The sequence below is a fragment of the Streptomyces sp. A2-16 genome (genome assembly GCF_018128905.1).
GTDB lineage: Bacteria > Actinomycetota > Actinomycetes > Streptomycetales > Streptomycetaceae > Streptomyces.
Genome location: NZ_CP063808.1, coordinates 4,830,309 through 4,846,891, shown reverse-complemented (window position 1 = coordinate 4,846,891; position 16,583 = coordinate 4,830,309). Strand labels below are relative to the sequence as shown.

The following is a 16,583-nucleotide window of genomic DNA, read 5'->3' as shown; positions in this document are numbered from 1 at the left end:
TCCACTGGTCCGTTCGCCTTCCAGGGCGAGGGCATCTTTGGGTGTCGCAGGTTCGAATCCCGCCAACTGACGAGATTCACCGGTGGGTGATCCAGGTCCTCTCCGTCGAGTCCGGGAAGGCCCCGCGTGGGGGCACCGATGGCGACGCGGTCGTGGCCACCATGGCGTTCGTGCGGGCCCCTCCACCTCGGCGGGCGTCCACCGCGGTACAGGAACCCCGGTTCAGCCGGCGGCCTCGGCGTGGTCGGGTCGGCGCAGGCCGTGGAGGTTGCGGTAGGCGACCCTGGCGGGTGGAGTCCAGCCGTCCAGCGAGGCGTGGTCGGGGCGGTGGACCTCGACGCCGAGGGGTCGGCAGACGTCGAGGGGGTCGCGGGCGTCCGGGCCCCACAGGCCGCCCCGCCGCCCCGGCGCGGACGCGGCCCCGCACCCCGCACGAGGGCGAGGTGGTGGCACGCGCCCGGGGACTGCGGAAATCGTTCGGCCCGGAAACCGCCCTGGACGGGGTGGACCTCGATGTGCACCCCGGTGAGGTGGTGGCCGTCATCGGCCCCTCGGGCTCGGGCAGGACCACCCTCGTCCGCACGCTCAACCACCTGGAACAGCCCGACCAGGGCAGTGTGGAGATCGACGGCCGGCTCATGGGCGGCAAGGACCGTGAACTCGCCTGGGGTCGAGGGACATGACCGCCACGTAGACGCACTTCAACGCGGCCTGCTCGTTGGGGAAATGCCCGCAGGCTTTCACCGCTCGCCGAATCCGCGCGTTGACCGACTCGATCGCGTTGGTGGTGCAGACGATGCGGCGGATCTCGGTGTCGAACCGCAGGAACAGAGTGAACTCCTCCCAGGCGTTCTCCCACGGCTTCAGGATCGCCGGATACTTCCAGCCCCAGGAACGGGCGAACTCGGCGAACCGGTCCAGGGCGGCCTCCTCGGTCGGCGCTGTGTTGACGGGTTTGAGAAGACGCACGCGATCCTGTCCCAGTCCTGGTGGGCGGCATAGAGGAAGGAGGTCCGCAGCAGATGCAGGACGCAGGTCTGCACGATCGTCCAGGGCCAGACCGTCTCCACCGCTTCAGGCAGGCCTTCAGCCCGTCGCGGACCAGCATGAGGTCGTCGCTGACGCCGCGGTTCTTGATCTCGGTGAGGATGCGCATCCAGTGCTTGGCGCCCTTGCCGCCGTCGCCGGCCCACAGCCCCAGGATCTCCCGCCGACCCTCGGTGGTGACGGCCAGAGCCACATAGCCGGGCCGATCGGCCACCGCGCCGTCGCGGATTTCACGTGGATGGCGTCGATGAAGACGACCGGACAGACGGCGTCGAGAGGACGGCTCTGCCATTCGGCCATGCCCTCGAGGACCTGGTCGGTGATGGTTGCAATGGTCTGCCGGGAGATCTCGGCGCCATGACCTCGGCCAGGTGGGCTTGCACCTCGCCGGTGGTCAGGCCCTTCGCCGCGAGCGAGATGATGATCCCGGCGAGGCCCTTCAGGCCCTTCAGGTGCTTCTGCCGCTTCTTGACGATCTTCGGTTCGAGAGACCCGACCCGGTCGCGCGCCACCGCTGTCTCCACCGGGCCGGCGTCGGTCAGCACGGTCTTGGAGCGTTTGCCGTTGCGGAAGTTGCCGCCGTTCTTGCCGGCCGGGTCGTGCTTGTCGTAGCCGTGATGGCCGGTGATCTCGCCTTCCAGACCGGACTCCGGCAACCGCTTGGTCACCTGCTGCAGCACCCCGCCTTCACCGGTCAGCTGCAGCCCCTCCGCCTGGTCCCGGTGCACCATCTCGTCGATCAACCGGTCGTCAACGGCCTTCGGCGACACCGCACTTGCGGACTCAGCACCCTCGGACTCGGACACGTTCTCACTGGTCATCGATGCAGCTTCCATGATCGGGAGTTGCCCCGAACGTCTTGAAGTCCCCGACCGACGACGGGCGTCGGTGAGAGCGCCGCCCGTCGTCGGAATCGTCAGAGGGCTATGATCTGCCACTGTTGCTCGGTTGCGCGGGTGTAGGTGAGCTGGTCGATGTTGGCCCCATCGGCGGTCGAGCCCGAGTCGACGTTGAGCGACAGCCCGCTGAACCGGTTGGTGAAGTAGTAGTAGCCGTCGCCGGTGGGCGTGACCGCCCAGTGCTGCTGGGGAACGTTGTTGTCCGAGTAGATGGAGACGTTTCCGCCGTCCACCCGCGAGAGTCCGGCCACCTCCATCAGCTTGCCGCTGTTCACGTTCTTGATCTCGTAGTAGCCGTCGCCGGTGGAGGCGAAGGTCCACTTCTGCGCGGTGTTGTTCAGCCACGGCCACTGCTGGATGTTGGTGCCGTTGGCGGTGCCGAAGTTGAACACGTCGACGACCTTGCCGCTCTTGCGGTTGACGATGCGGTAGACCGTGCCGTTCCCCGGGAGGACCCTCGACACCAGGGCCGGCTTGGCGGTCCGGCCGCCGATGTGCAGGCCGCCGATGTTGGCGTAGCCGCCGGTGGCCGCGGTGGCCTGGATCCGTACGAAGCCCACGTTCCGGGCGGGCCACTCGGCCACCTTGGTGGCGCGGTCCCCGGCCCAGGTGCCGGTGGCGACCTGGGTGAAGTTCGTGCCGTCGGTGCTGGTGGAGATGGTGTACGAGGTGATGTCGCCATCGGTGGTGTTGCTGCGGTTCCACTGCTTGGGCAGGTACTCCAGGGTGGAGACGTTGCTCCACACCCCGCCCAGGTCGATCGTGATCGAGCGTGGCAGGGCCGGCGAAAGGCCCCAAGTGGACCAGCAGGTCTCGTAGTTCCTGTCGCTCAGTCCGTCGATGGCGTTGAGCGGTCCCTCGCCGGTGCGGAACGCGGTCGCGTAGGCGCTGACCGGTGTGACGGGGTGCTCGGCGCGCAGGATCTGCGTCGGCAGTGGCGGGCGGGAGGTGTCGGGGCTCCATGCCGCGCCGACCTCGGCGAGCCGGTTGACGATGTTGGTGTCGAGCCTGCCGTTGCGGTTGGGCGGGCAGTTGAGGATGAACGAGGTGTACTTCGGTTCCAGGTCCGCCAGATGGGACAGGATCGCGTCCTTGCTCATCAGGCTCTCGGTCGGTGTGGCCGGATGCCAGAACCAGCCGTTGCTGATCGTCTGCCCCTGCGTGGCGGCGTACGTGTTTCCGGCGGGCGCGCTGACGCCCAGCGGCTCCTCGAAATAGATCGCGTCACCGAGGAACGGCACCGACAGCGCACCGTGGTCGATCATGACGATGTTTGGCTGGAGCGACTTCACGTGTTCGCGGATCCGCTGGTAGGAGACGGCCTGCTGGCCCATCTGCCACGCGTAGCCGTCGGTGATGAAGATGTCGATGGTGCCGTAGTTGGTGAGGAGTTCGGTGATCTGACCGAGGATGAAGGTCATGTCGCCGGGCTGGATGGCGTCCGTGGTGTCGAGCCCGGACACCTTGTGCCGGCTCTCCCACGCCTCGACACCGAAGGTGCGGTCCCATATCGAGTAGTAGAGCCCGACCCTCAGCCCCTTGGCCCGGAAGGCGTCGCAGTACGCCTGCACCACGTCCTGCTTGTAGGAACTGTTGGCGACGTTCTGGGTGCCGTAGGCGCTCGGCCACAGGGCGAAGCCGTCATGGTGCTTGGTCGTCAGGATGCCGTAGCTCATCTTCGCCGCCGCGGCGGCGTCCGCCCACTGGGCACAGTCCACGGCCGTGGGGGCGAACAGAGCGGGGTTCTGGTTGGGTTCGGCCCACTCCTGGTTGGTGAAGGTGCCCAGGTTGAAGTGGTTGAACATGCCGAACCGCATGTTCGCCAGATTCTCCAGGTTGGTGTGGGGGTCCGCGGCGGCCGCCTCCGCCAGCAGTGGCGACAACGCGGGAACCACGGGCAGCGCGGTCGCGGCCACAGCGGCGCCCGCGCCACCCAGCAGCGTGCGACGGGACAGTCTTCCTGACGACATGGGTGAACTCCCTGTTTGGGGCGGCTCTGACGTTCGGGGGGAGGCGGTTGGGGGCGGCAGTCCGAGGGTGCGCGGCTCCAGGCCGTCAAGCGCGGCCCTCGCTCTGGTCTCCAAGGCGCCGGATGTTACGCATGAAGTTCGATGACGTAACTGCCCCGTGTCAACAGGCGAGAGGATGAAAGTGTCCAGACGGAGGGAAGAAAGGATGGTTTTGTGCCACTAAAATCCATCTGACTCACCGTAGACATGCCATGTTTTCCAGAAATTCGGAGCGCGATCCCCGGAGGCGCCGCACTGGTTGCAGCGACGGCACACACGGCCGAAGGCGCCACCCCCGCCGCCGTCTCTGACAGCAACACCTCGGTCGCGACAGCGGCCAGACCCTCGCGGTCAGGCCTCCCGAAGCGCTGTCGCCGATCGCCATGCGTTCACCGGCACCCCCACCGTCCGGCAGTGCAGAAGCTCCCAAAGGGTGCGAGCGCAAGCGTCAGCGGATCGTAGGTGCGCATTATTGATGGGATGGATTAAGCGGTAGAGTGCCCGCCTGGTGAGCGCCACTAGATCAACCGCCGCCGCTTTCTAGGAAACTTGCCGTTCCCATCTAGACGCCACTGTCAATCAGTGCCTATAAACATCCCATCCCTTCGGGTGCGGCACACAGCGGTCGTATCTCCGAAACAATCCCCGCTTCGGGACCAGCGCGAGGAAGTGCCGACGAGACTCAGAACCGCCCTCTCTTCCGCTGTCTCGGCCCTGTCCGTACTGGCATTGCTCACCGCCTGCCAGAGCTCCAGCACATCGGCCGGTTCGAGCGGCGGCAAGCCGGTGGTGGGTGTCGACTACCCGCGCTCCGACACCGACTTCTGGACTCGTACATCAAGTACACGCCCCAGTACGGCAAGGAGCTGGGCCTGGACCTGAAGACGACCAACTCGCAGAACGACGTCGCCAGCCGGTTTTCCGTCGACCGGTGGTGTTCTCGGTGTGAGACCCCCGTACCTGCGGAGAGCGGCGGGTTGTTGGTCATGGTGTGCTCCAGGGCGGGGGATCCTCCCCGCACACGCGGGGAGGATCCCTACACGGGCCGCACCGTGTCACGAGGCGCGCTGGTGCCTACCGTCGGCTTGATCGGCCGGACGACCCCGGGCGTCCTGGCGCCCCGGCACGGAGTCCGTCCATGACGATGTCCAGCAGGCGAGTCGCCTGCGGCTGCCAGTCGTCGTGCGGGGCGAGCTGCCACAGGCCGGCGATGGCCAGCATGAAGTCGTCGGCGGTGACGCCGGGACGGATCGCGCCGGCCTCCTCGCAGGCGTGGAGCAGGAGGTCGGCAGCCTCGGTCACCGGGGTGTGGCCCGGTTTCGCCGCCTTCCCGGACGAGGTGCTCAGGGCCTGGCGGATCGCCTCCGCCAGGCCGGCCTTGGTCATCGCGAACCGGGCGAGGTGGTCCATCCACGCCCGGAGCGCACGGTCGGGTTCCATGGTCTCCAGCAGCACGGACGCGGTGTCGGCGATCTGCTGTACTCCGTGGCGGTAGAGCTCGAGGACGAGCGTCTCGCGATTGGGGAAGTTCCGGTAGAACGTGCCCTGGCCGACGCCCGCCTTCTTGGCGATCGTGCTCAGCGGGGTGTCGGCGGCCCGGGAAAGCTCGGTGAGGGCCACTTCCAGAATGCGTTCGCGGTTGCGCTGCGCGTCCGAGCGCAGGTGCGGGTCGTTGCTCTGCCGCACTCGTCCTCCTCACCGGCGTGTGTCCGAAAGCGGTCCTTGAGAACCGGACAGTTGTCCACTACGTTCGACCGATAGCGGACAGCTGTCCGCTTGAGCTCACTCTAGCGTCGGGCTGACGCCCCGTCGTGTCCGGGACACGTGAAAGAAGGCTGAACATGGCCCCAGCCCCCTCGTCAACGTCCAGCGACATCACCCTGAACATCAACGGCGAGAAGCACAGTCTGGCCGTCGACCACCGCACCACCCTGCTCGACGCCCTGCGCGAGCGCCTCGACCTGACCGGTACCAAGAAGGGCTGCGACCAGGGGCAGTGCGGCGCCTGCACGGTACTGCTCGACGGACGCCGGGCGGTGTCCTGTCTGCAACTCGCCGTAGCCGCCGAAGGGCGCGAGATCACCACCATCGAGGGCCTGGCCGAGGGCGACCGACTGCACCCGGTGCAGCAGGCGTTCCTCGACCTGGACGGCTACCAGTGCGGCTACTGCACCCCCGGCCAGATCTGCTCGGCGATCGCGGTGATCGAGGAACACGCGGCCGGCTGGCCCAGTGCCGCCACCGACGACGTCCGCCCCGAGGCTGGACCACCACCCCTGAGCGCCGAGGAGATCCGGGAACGGATGAGCGGGAACCTGTGCCGCTGCGGCGCGTACGTGTCGATCGTCCAGGCCGTGGCCCAGGCGGCGGAAGCGAAAACCGAGGAGACGGCAGCGTGAGGGAGTTCGCATACGACCGGGCCCTCGACGTCTCCGGGGCCCTGACCCTGCTGGACGCCGACCCCGACGCCCGCTTCCTCGGCGGCGGCACCAACCTCGTCGACCTGATGAAGACCGGCGTCGAGCGGCCCACCCGCCTGGTCGACGTCCGTGAACTGCCCCTGGAAGGCATAGAGCTGACAGCGGACGGCGGCCTGCGCATCGGCGCCACCGTCACCAACAGCAACCTCGCCGCCCACCCCGAGGTCCGCCGCCGCTATCCGGCGTTGGCACAGGCGGTACTGGCCGGCGCCTCCGGCCAGCTGCGCAACATGGCCACCGTCGGAGGCAACCTGCTCCAGCGCACCCGCTGCGGCTACTTCACCGACGTGACCAAGCCCTGCAACAAGCGTGTGCCCGGCAGCGGTTGCCCCGCGATCGAGGGCGAGCACCACAACCACGCCATCCTGGGTGCCTCCGAGCACTGCGTGGCCACCCACCCCTCGGACATGGGCGTCGCGCTGACCGCCTTCGACGCGGCCGTGTCGTACGAAACCGCCGACGGCCCCGGCACACTGCCCCTCGCCGACTTCTACCTGCCGGTCGGTGACACCCCGCACCGCGAGACCGCGCTGCCGCCGGGCGCGCTGATCACCGGCGTCACCCTGCCGCCCGCTCCGGTGGCCGCCCGATCCCGCTACCGCAAGGTGCGCGAGCGTGCCTCGTACGCCTTCGCCATCGGCTCCGTCGCCGCCGCGCTCGACCTCCGGGACGGCGTCGTACGCGACGTACGCCTCGCCTTCGGGGCAGTCGCATCCCGGCCGTGGCGGGCGACGGCGGCCGAACGCGTCCTGACCGGAGCGCCTGCCGACGCCGAGACCTTCGCCGCCGCCGCGGACGCCGAACTCGCCGCGGCGAAACCACTGCCGCACAACGCATACAAGGTGACCCTCATGCGCAACCTCGTCGTGGCCGTGCTGACCGAACTGACCGAGGAGGCCGCCCGATGACCACCACCCCCACGGCACGCCAGAACGCCGTCGGCACCGCACACACCCGCGTGGAGGGCCGCGACAAGGTCACCGGAGCCGCCCGCTACGCCGGTGAGATCCCGTTCGCCGACCTCGCGTACGGCTGGCTGGTGCTGTCCACGGTCACCCGCGGCCGAATCCGCTCCATCGACACCGCCGACGTCCTCGCCATGCCCGGTGTGGTAGCCGTCCTGCACCACGGCAACGCCCCGCGGGTCGAGACGGGATACGTCGGTGTGCTGGGCGTTCCGGACCCGACCGCGGCCGTATTCCAGCACGACAGGGTGCCCCACGCGGGCTGGCCGGTGGCGCTGGTCGTCGCCGACACCTCCGAACGGGCCCGGGAGGCCGCCGAAGCGCTGGTGGTGCACTACGAACAGGAGCCGCACGACGTCGACTTCACCAGCGAGCACCCCGACGCGTACCCGCTCGACAGCCATGGGCCGGCGGTGATCGAGAAGGGCGACCTGGAGGCCCAACTCGCCACTTCCGCGGTCGTCGTGGACGCCGAGTACACCACCCCGGAAGAGCACCACACCATGATGGAGCCGCACGCGGCGACCGCCCGCTGGGACGGCGGCCGTCTCGAAGTCGTCGACTCCAACCAGGGCACCTTCTGGGTCGCGAGCGAACTCGCGCAGATGTTCTCGCTCGACCCGTCCGCTGTCCGGGTGCGCTCCGAACACGTCGGCGGCGGCTTCGGCAGCAAGGGCATCCGCGCACACCAGGTGGCCGCCGTCATGGCCGCGACCGAACTGCAGCGCCCGGTCCGTGTGGTCATGACCCGCCGTCAGATGTTCTCCCTCACGGGCTACCGCAGCCCCACCCGGCAGCGCCTGCGGCTCGGCGCCGATGCCGACGGCCGGCTGCGCGCGCTGGAGCACCGTTCCCTCAGCGCCACCTCCACCGTGCACGAGTTCATCGAATCGGCCGCCGGTCCCGCCCGGACCATGTACGGCGCCGACGCCCACCACACCGCCAACCGGCTCGTCCGGCTCGACGTGCCGACCCCGACGTACATGCGCGCGCCGGGTGAGGCACCGGGATCGTTCGCACTGGAGTCGGCGATCGACGAACTCGCCGAGAAGTGCGGTCTCGACCCGATCGAACTGCGCGCCCGCAACGACCCCGCGGCAGGCCCGGTGTCCGGGCTGCCGTTCAGCGGCCGCAACCTGATCGCCTGTTTCAGGGAAGGCGCCCGCAGGTTCGGCTGGGCCGACCGCGACCCGCGCCCCGGCCTGCGCCGCGAGGGACGCTGGCTGCTCGGCACCGGCACAGCGGCCGCATCCTTCCCGGCGGGTGCCGGCCCGTCCACCGCGGCCGTGACGGCACAGGCGGACGGCACCTTCACCGTGGGGATCAACGCCGCCGACATCGGCACCGGCGCCCGGACCGCACTCACCCTGATCGCCGCCGACGCCCTGCAGACCGCGACGGAACACGTCCGGGTGCGCATCGGCGACAGCGACCTCGGTCCCGCTTTCATCGCCGGCGGCTCCATGGGCACCCGCTCCTGGGCGTGGGCGGTCATGGCCGCCGCACAGGAGCTGCGGGAGAGGCTCGCCCTCGGTGCCGACATCCCGCCGGAGGGGGTCACCGCACGGTCCGACACCACGGAGGCCCTCGGCGCCCTCGCCAGGACGGAACGACACTCCTTCGGCGCACAATTCGCCGAGGTCGCCGTCGACCCCGCCACCGGCGAGGTCCGGGTGCGCCGCATGCTCGGCATCTTCGCGGCCGGCCGGATCGTCAACCCGCTCACCGCCCGCAACCAGTTCGTCGGCGGCATGACCTGGGGCATCTCCATGGCCCTGCACGAGGAGGCGGTCCGCGACCGTGCCCTGGGCAGCCACTACGGCGCCGACCTCGCCGGCTACCACGTCGCCTCCCACGCCGACGTTCCGGCCATCGAGGCGGACTGGATCGACGACCCGGACCCCGACGACCCGGTCGGCATCAAGGGCATCGGTGAGATCGGCGTCGTGGGCGCCGCCGCGGCCGTCGCCAACGCGGTCTGGCACGCGACCGGCGTACGCCACCGGGACCTGCCGCTGCGCCCCGACCGCGTTCTGATGGCAGGCTTCCATGCTTGACCTCGCCGGGGACCTGCACCGCTGGATGGAGGAGGGCCGCGCGTTCGCCGTCGCCACCGTCGTGGCCGTCGGCGGCAGCGCCCCGCGCGGCCCCGGCGCCGCCCTCGCCGTCGACAGCGAGGGCACGGTTGTCGGCTCCGTCTCCGGCGGCTGCGTGGAGGGAGCGGTGTACGACCTCTGCGTCCAGGCGCTGCAGCACGGCGAGACGGTCGTCGAACGGTTCGGATACAGCGACGAGGACGCCTTCGCGGTCGGTCTGACCTGCGGCGGGATCATCGACATCATGGTCACCCCGGTCGGCACGGACGCGCCTGGGAGGCCGGTGCTCCGGTCGGCCCTGTCGGCTGCCGTCCGAAACGAGCCGGCAGCCCTCGCCCGCGTCGTACGCGGCCCCGCCGATCTCCTCGGCACGGCCCTGCTGGTGCGGCCGGGCGAAGCGGTGGGGGAGCCGTCCCGGCCCTCCCGGGCGAGCTCGTACGAAGGCGGACTCGGCGGGCACACGGAACTGGACCGTACGGCGGCCGGTGAAGCCCGCGCCATGCTGGACGCCGGCCGCACCGGCACGGTCGAGCTGTCGGAGGACGGCTCGCGCTGCCCCGACGGACTGACCTTGCTCGTCGAGTCGAGTGTCCCTCCGCCCCGCCTGATCGTCTTCGGGGCGATCGACTTCGCCGCGGCACTCGTACGGGTGGGCAAGTTCCTCGGCTACCACGTCACCGTGTGCGACGCCCGCCCCGTGTTCGCCACCACGACCCGCTTCCCCGAGGCCGACGACGTCGTCGTCGACTGGCCGCACCGCTACCTGCGCGGCACCACGACCGACGCGCGCACGGTGCTGTGCGTGCTCACCCCCGACGCCAAGTTCGACGTGCCCCTGCTGGAGGCGGCACTGCGGATGCCGGCTGCGTTCGTCGGCGCGCTGGGCTCACGGCGTACGCACACCGACCGGGAAAGACGGCTGCGGGAAGCGGGCCTGACCGACGGGGAGTTGGCCCGGCTGAGGTCGCCGATCGGCCTCGATCTCGGCGCCCGCACACCCGAGGAGACGGCCCTGTCCATCGCGGCGGAGATCATCGCCACCCAACGGGGCGGAACGGGCACGCCCCTGACCGGGTCGGGCAGACCGATCCACCACGAGGAGGAGACGCATCACGCGGGGACGAGTTCAGGCCCCTGGACGCGGAGCACCGCGCCGATGCCGACGTCCATGCCGAGCTTGCGGTAGTGGCCGGCCATGCGCCGCGACGTACGTGTGGACCGTAGGGTCCGAGCCGCCCCGACGGCGCACGGCCGACGCGCGTTCCTGACGTCGCCGCCTCCGGAGCCGGCGACGCGCACTGAGCGCACGACCCGCCTCCTTCGCGACCGCGACCTGCTCGTCATCGCAGCTCCGGTGTCCCGGCGTCCTGAGTGCTGACACGGACGAAGCGGAACGGGCGGCGGCCGCCGCAGCGTCGGTGAGCTGCTGCAGCCCAACGACCGCCTGGGAGCAGCAGGCGCTCCTGGATACCACGCACGCCCTTGCCGGCGTCAGCGCTCAGTAGGGACACCGCATCGCCGCGGCCGCGTTCGAGTCCGCGCGGGTGCCCGTGAGCCCGTCCTGGCAGGCGGCCTCCGATCACCTGCCCATCCTGGTCCGGGCCACAGCAACGAGTGCTGCCGCGCCGTCCGCGTCGCCCGACTGTCTGGAAGAGATCACCGGCTTCGACCGTGAAGCCGAAGCCGCGGCTGCACGTCCGCGTGGATAGCGGTGGCAACCGGGAGCCGCTGTGTGATCCGACGTGCCCTGGTGGGCTCGGATGGTGCTCAGCGTTCCGCACGGTCTGTGCGCCACCGTCTCGCTGTATCCCTCGCGAACATCTCCAGCCTCGTGCTCCGAGGGTGCATGTAGGTCGGCGGCGCGGACCTGAACGGTGTTGAGGTCGTCGACGGTGGCCCGGGGAACGGTGCCGACCAGGTTCTCCCGGGGCGGCGCCCGCCCTTGACGTAGGCGCGAGCACGTTGGTGCGTCTCGTCAGACCACGACGTGAGCGGTATCAGGTGTTCGATGACGATGTTGGCGGCCGTGAACGGGTCGGCCAGCAGAGAGACGACGACGTCGCTGTGCCGGGTGAGCTGCAACGAGATCCAGCGCCTGTTCATCACGGTCGTCATCCGACCCGTCCACGACACAGCCCACCGGCTCAGCTGGTCCCACGGGCGACGCCGCCACCAGGCTCGATCTCAGGCCGGCCACCACCGACGACAAGCCGCGCAGGCATGAAGATCATGAACTACGGCTGGAGTACCAACGATCCGCACCACCACACCGGGAAAGTGGCACCCGGCGCCCACTCGACGCGGCAACCGGGCCGTCAAGCTGCCCCGGCCCCGAAAAGACCGCACCGGCCCAACGCAGAGTCCCCGTGAACACACCAACGAGGACTTATGCACGTTCTGCGTTTGACGGTGGCCCGCCATGGGGCTGCACTGGATTCATGGATGCTGCGGCGACTCCGTCCTAAGGAGAGCAGCGATGCCCATCATGGAAACGTTCAACCTTCTGCAGCCGTACAAGATCGCCGAGGAGACGTTCGTCATCCCGTGGGCCCTCGAGGCCCCGCCGGTCGGCCACTTTCCGATGAACTCGATGGTGATTCGGGGAGCCGAACCGGTTCTCGTGGACACCGGGGCGCCCGCAGTGCGCTCCCAGTGGCTGGAGGCAGCCTGGTCCGTCGTGGATCCGCTGGACGTCCGGTGGATCTTCCTCACCCACGACGATCGCGACCACGCCGGCAACCTCCTGGCGGTCCTCGCCGAATGCCCGAACGCGACCCTGCTGACGACATGGTTCTCCCTCGGCCGCATGGCCGAGGAGTGGGAGACTCCCATCAACCGGTGCCGCTTCATGACCGACGGCGACACGATCGACGCGGGCGACCGCACCCTGGTCGCCAAGCGACCACCCCTGTACGACAACCCCACAACCCGCGCCCTCTTCGACCCGAAGACCAGCGTCCTGTGGGCCGTCGACACCTTCGCCACGAACGTCCCCGCCCCGATGCCGGACGTAGCGGCGTTGTCCGCGGACGAATTCCGTGACGGCCAGTTCTTCGGCGGACGGTTGGTCTCCCCGTGGGTCGCGTTGCTGGACACCCAGAAGTTCCGGGCGGTCGTGGACGACTTCCAACGCCTGAACGCCGAGGTCATCGCCGGCTGCCATTCCCCGGTCCTCCGCGGCCCCAAGGTCCCCGAGGCCTACGACCTCCTCCGTCAGCTCCCCGAGATCCCCCCGTGGGCAGACTTCACCCAGGCCGACCTGGACCAGTGGATGGCGGCCGCCGAGAGTTCGGTACCGCCGGAACAACCGCGACCGTCGGGGACGTGACCGTCCTTGCCGTCGCACTCCGAGCAGGCAGAGACCCATACGGACAGATTCGCTCAACTCACCGGCAAAAGAAGAACTGTCGCGTGAGTGCCAACCACCGCCGACACGATGGTTCCCGAGGGCGACGTATGGGGAGCGCATGGCCGGTTCGAACACACTGCGGGTCGACGGGGACGTCGGTGGGCAGATCGTCGTCGGCGACCACAACGTGGTGATCAACGCACAGTACGGCTCCACCGCGACCCCCCGCTCCGAGGGCCCGCCCCCGACTCGTCGGCGCGACCGTCCCGCAGGCCGGGCCCTGCCCCGGCGCCCCGCGGAACTGCTCGGCCGGGCGGGCGAACTCGCCACCGTGGACGAGTGGTTGGGCGACGGCCATCTCGTCCAGGTGTACGGGCCCCCGGGCATCGGCAAGTCCGCGCTGCTGCGCCGTTACGCGGCGGACCAGCTCGCGCTCGACCGTGAACTCGTCTACCTTCCGGCCGCCGGGCTCGCGGTGGAGGACGTGATCCAGGAACTCTTTCACGCCTGCTTCGAGACCGAGGACTACAAGCCCGAACCGGCCCGGATGCGCCGCCTGATGGGCACGGTCCAGGCGCTGCTGGTCGTCGACGACTTCGAGGGTTCGGCGCAGGACCTCACCGCCCTGGCGGACGCGGCCCCCGGCTGCGATCTGTTGGTGGCCGCCGTCGCTCGGTGCCCGGCGGAGGAGGCGCGCACCCTGAGACTGGGCGGACTTGCCGAGGGCGCCTCGCTGGACCTGCTCGCGCGCGAGCTGCGCCGCACACCCGATGGCGCCGAGCGAGCCGCCGCGTGCGAGCTGATCGGCACCGTCCGCGGACACCCGCTCACCCTGGTGCAGAGCGCGGCCGCCGTCCGGGCGGCGGAGAACGCGGGGGAGGACCACGACGGCAGCGGGCTCGCGGCCGACGAGACGGCACGGGCGGTGGGCGCGGCCGCGAGGCTGAACGACGACGCCGTACGGCTGCTGCGCACCCTGTCCGCCCTCTCACCGCTGTCCGTGTCGTCCACGCTCCTGGAGGTGCTCACCGCCGAGGCCGGCCCGTCGGGCCCGGCGCTCGAGCCCCTGGAGGGACTGAACCTGATCGAGCGGGACGCGCCGGGACTCCGCAGCCGGGGCGACTTCGCCACCCTGGTCCTCCGGCACGTCGGCGGGGCACCGGACGCCGGAGAGCTCGCCCCCGCGCTGACGCACTGGCTGTCCACCGGGGCCACTCGGCAGCAGGCCGCGGCCGAGGCCACCGTGATCGCCAAGGTGCTGACCGACGCGGCACGGCGCGAGGACCATACCGCCGTACGCGATCTGGCACGGGCCGCCGCGCCCTTGCTGGCACGGTCCCTGCAGTGGGGCAGTTGGCGGGTGGTCCTGGAGCACGGTCGGGCGTCGGCCGCGGCGCTCGGGTCGGCAGTGGACGAGGCGTACTTCGCTCACGAGGAGGACGTACGCCGCAAGGCCCTGGGACTCACGGCGGTGGTCGTCGCGGCGGCGGCCGGCGGCGGTGCCGGAGCGGGCGCGGCCGCCCTCCACAACGCCCTCGGCGCGGGAGGAAGGAACACGACGGCCACGGGCAGGACCGGGCTGAGCGCACTCGCCACGAATCCCGCGGCGATCGGAACCGCGGTGGCGGCCCTGATCGCCGGCGGTGTCTTCGTGTCCCTGGCCGACACCGGCCACGGGCAACCGGCGATCGCCGCGCCGCCCGCACCGGCGTCGGCCTCCGCGTACAGCGCCCACGCCACACCCCCGGACGCCGAACCGCGGCCCTTCTCGCCGTCGTCGTCCGGGCCACGGCCGAGCGCGTCGTCGCCGGCGGCGTCCGCGTCCACGGACCTCCCGAGGCTGCCCGGACCCGACGGCTCGGGAGAATGCATCCGGTACCCGATCACCGCACCCGACTTCGGGCAGGTCACGGTGCCCGAACGGGAGACCCGCGAAGTCGTGTTCGACAAATGGCTCCCCTGTGACGACGAGAAGTCCCTGGACGTGACCGACAAGGCCAACTGGCAGGTGCGGCTGACGGACTGCCCGCCACCCGCGGGGTCCCGGGTGTGCCGTTTCACCGTGACGTTCAGGCCCAGAACACCGGGCACCTACCGGGCCACGGTCACCATTCGCGACGACTGGGGCCAGGACGACCTCACGATGGACGTCACCGGGGTCGCCGTGGCCGCCGACCCGGCCACACCCGCCGGACCGAGCGTTCCGCCCGAGCCCAGCGAGTCCGTCTCGCCCGAGCCGACACCGACGCCCCGTGGGCCCACCGAACCCCTGCCGTCGACCACATGAGCCAGCCGATCCATCCACCGCAAGGAGCCCGCACCATGGCCGAGCGCCGCGCCGCGGACCAGGAGCACCCCAACGACCGAGTCGACCACGCCGACCACTACGACGTACGCACGCACGCGGTGTCGGGCCAGGTGATCGTCGGACGGCACAACACCGTCACGCAGAACACGGGCGGCAGGCCCGTGGCCGACCCAGTCACTGAAGCCGAACTGGCCGCGCTCCGAGCCGAGTTCGCCCGCCTGCGAGATCTCGTTCCCGAGGACGAGCCGGACGCCGAGCGGGCCCGCGAACTCCTCGACGAACTAGAGGAATCGGCCACGGCCCCCGAACCGGACCTGTCCACCATGGAGTACGTCCTGCGCTGGTTCCGCCGCAGACTCCCGGCACTCGCCGGCGCCGTGACGAGCCTGATCCTCCATCCAGTGGTCGGCCACCTGGTCGAGGCCGCGGGCGTCACCCTGGCCGAGGACTTCCGCCATCGTTTCGGCGGCACGTGAGACCGAGCCGAAGAGCCGAACTGCGACATCCGCGTCGGCGCCCGGTGTGGGCGGGCACCCAGTTCCCTGTCTGCGGGTCCTGCACCGCGCGGGTGGGCGGGCGCAGTGCTGTCTTGTGCACGGCAGGTCAGTGACCGCCGCATGTCTCCCAGCCAAGCCGGGCACGACTGCCTCCCCGGCAAATCCGGCAAACGCGCCATCGGCGAAGCAGGATGAAGAACGGGCCCTGGCAGCCGCGATACGCATCCCGTGGGCCTACTTCACCCCGTCGGCCGCGACGGCGAGGGCCGAGCGCAGGGTTTCCACCAGCTCGGCCTCCGCCGTCCCGCGCGCCGTGTCGGCGGTGCGCCAGGCGTGGTGCTCGACGGCCGCGCGCAGTGCCGCGTTGAACATGGCCGCCCGGATCGCCGATTCGAAGCCGCCATGGGGCAGCCCGGCCCGCTCGGCCAGGGCGCGGGCGAACGCCGGCTCCGCCTCGTCGTATGTCTGCAGCCAGACGGCCCGCAGACCCGGCTCGCTGCGGGTCAGGCGGACCAGGTCGCCGACCGTGGGCCGGTCGGGACCGGCGACGATGCCGAGCTCGATCGCCAGGGTTCGGTCGAAGAGCTGCTCCAGGGGCTGGTCAGGGGCCCACTCCCGCAGCAGGGCGGCGATCAGGCCGATGCCCTCCGAGAACAGTGGGCTCACGCAGCTCTCCTTGCTGGGGAAGTAGCGCCACACCGTGCGCGCCGAGACGCCGACGGCCTCACCGATCTGCTCCCCGGTGGTGGCCGCCACGCCCTGCGCGACGAACAGCTCCACCGCCGCCCGGGCGATCTCCAGGCGTATCTCCGCCTTGCGCTCCTCGGTCAGGGGCGGTCGTCCCGCGCGTCCGCGCGCTGCGGTCATCGGTTCCTCCGGCTGCGGTGATCGCTTGATCGCTGTTCCGGAAATTCTCCACCACCAATTTATGTC

Annotated in this window: 12 protein-coding genes and 3 pseudogenes; 10 read left to right on the top strand and 5 right to left on the bottom strand. The window is 70.3% G+C overall.

Annotated features, from left to right (window positions below):
- Positions 1 to 222 precede the first annotated feature (222 nt).
- Positions 223 to 453 carry a hypothetical protein gene (locus IOD14_RS21750; protein WP_212673537.1) on the bottom strand — a complete coding sequence of 77 codons (231 nt, stop codon included), beginning with the start codon at positions 451 to 453 and terminating at the stop codon, positions 223 to 225.
- On the opposite strand from IOD14_RS21750, the gene IOD14_RS44440 reads away from it, so the two are divergent.
- Entirely contained in the window at positions 444 to 683 is a 240-nt protein-coding gene (locus tag IOD14_RS44440) for an ATP-binding cassette domain-containing protein (RefSeq protein ID WP_282959523.1), read from the top strand. The genes IOD14_RS21750 and IOD14_RS44440 overlap by 10 nt on opposite strands.
- Here IOD14_RS44440 and IOD14_RS21740 read toward each other — a convergent pair.
- Both IOD14_RS21740 and IOD14_RS21735 read right to left on the bottom strand, forming a co-directional pair.
- Positions 667 to 1,868, bottom strand: a pseudogene (locus IOD14_RS21740) (IS256 family transposase); the annotation flags it as partial. The gene IOD14_RS44440 and the pseudogene IOD14_RS21740 overlap by 17 nt on opposite strands.
- A gap of 95 nt (positions 1,869 to 1,963) precedes the next feature.
- Positions 1,964 to 3,916 carry an RICIN domain-containing protein gene (locus IOD14_RS21735; RefSeq protein ID WP_249126012.1) on the bottom strand — a complete coding sequence of 651 codons (1,953 nt, stop codon included), beginning with the start codon at positions 3,914 to 3,916 and terminating at the stop codon, positions 1,964 to 1,966.
- A gap of 708 nt (positions 3,917 to 4,624) precedes the next feature.
- Between IOD14_RS21735 and IOD14_RS44435 the strand changes: the two are divergent.
- Positions 4,625 to 4,866 (top strand): annotated as a pseudogene (locus tag IOD14_RS44435) (sugar ABC transporter substrate-binding protein); the annotation flags it as partial.
- A 163-nt stretch (positions 4,867 to 5,029) separates the two neighbouring features.
- Here IOD14_RS44435 and IOD14_RS21730 read toward each other — a convergent pair.
- The gene (locus IOD14_RS21730; protein WP_212671235.1) at positions 5,030 to 5,641 is read right to left on the bottom strand and encodes a TetR/AcrR family transcriptional regulator; all 612 of its coding nucleotides are present in this window, start codon (positions 5,639 to 5,641) and stop codon (positions 5,030 to 5,032) included.
- A gap of 155 nt (positions 5,642 to 5,796) precedes the next feature.
- On the opposite strand from IOD14_RS21730, the gene IOD14_RS21725 reads away from it, so the two are divergent.
- The 8 genes and pseudogenes from IOD14_RS21725 to IOD14_RS21690 all read left to right on the top strand — a co-directional run bounded on the left by IOD14_RS21725 (position 5,797) and on the right by IOD14_RS21690 (position 15,629).
- Entirely contained in the window at positions 5,797 to 6,354 is a 558-nt protein-coding gene (locus IOD14_RS21725) for a 2Fe-2S iron-sulfur cluster-binding protein (protein WP_123986517.1), read from the top strand.
- Entirely contained in the window at positions 6,351 to 7,343 is a 993-nt protein-coding gene (locus IOD14_RS21720; protein ID WP_212671234.1) for a xanthine dehydrogenase family protein subunit M, read from the top strand. Before IOD14_RS21725 ends, IOD14_RS21720 begins: the two co-directional genes overlap by 4 nt.
- A complete protein-coding gene (locus IOD14_RS21715) occupies positions 7,340 to 9,457 on the top strand; it encodes a xanthine dehydrogenase family protein molybdopterin-binding subunit (protein ID WP_212671233.1) in 2,118 nt (705 codons plus the stop codon). The genes IOD14_RS21720 and IOD14_RS21715 overlap by 4 nt, the downstream gene beginning before the upstream one ends.
- Complete coding sequence (locus tag IOD14_RS21710) at positions 9,450 to 10,682, top strand: XdhC/CoxI family protein (protein WP_212671232.1); 1,233 nt, start codon at positions 9,450 to 9,452, stop codon at positions 10,680 to 10,682. The genes IOD14_RS21715 and IOD14_RS21710 overlap by 8 nt, the downstream gene beginning before the upstream one ends.
- Before the next feature lie 885 nt (positions 10,683 to 11,567).
- Positions 11,568 to 11,720 (top strand): annotated as a pseudogene (locus tag IOD14_RS21705) (IS701 family transposase); the annotation flags it as partial.
- Between the two features lie 252 nt (positions 11,721 to 11,972).
- Positions 11,973 to 12,824 (top strand): MBL fold metallo-hydrolase, encoded by an 852-nt coding sequence (locus IOD14_RS21700; protein ID WP_249126011.1) that lies wholly within the window; start codon positions 11,973 to 11,975, stop codon positions 12,822 to 12,824.
- Positions 12,825 to 12,963: 139 nt separating this feature from the next.
- Positions 12,964 to 15,132: an ATP-binding protein gene (locus IOD14_RS21695; protein WP_212671231.1), complete on the top strand. Its 2,169-nt coding sequence runs from the start codon at positions 12,964 to 12,966 to the stop codon at positions 15,130 to 15,132.
- Between the two features lie 35 nt (positions 15,133 to 15,167).
- A complete protein-coding gene (locus IOD14_RS21690; RefSeq protein WP_212671230.1) occupies positions 15,168 to 15,629 on the top strand; it encodes a hypothetical protein in 462 nt (153 codons plus the stop codon).
- A 255-nt stretch (positions 15,630 to 15,884) separates the two neighbouring features.
- Here the strand turns inward: IOD14_RS21690 and IOD14_RS21685 are convergent, their stop codons facing one another.
- Positions 15,885 to 16,517, bottom strand: coding sequence for a TetR/AcrR family transcriptional regulator (locus IOD14_RS21685; RefSeq protein WP_212671229.1), 633 nt, complete (start codon positions 16,515 to 16,517; stop codon positions 15,885 to 15,887).
- Positions 16,518 to 16,583: the final 66 nt, after the last annotated feature.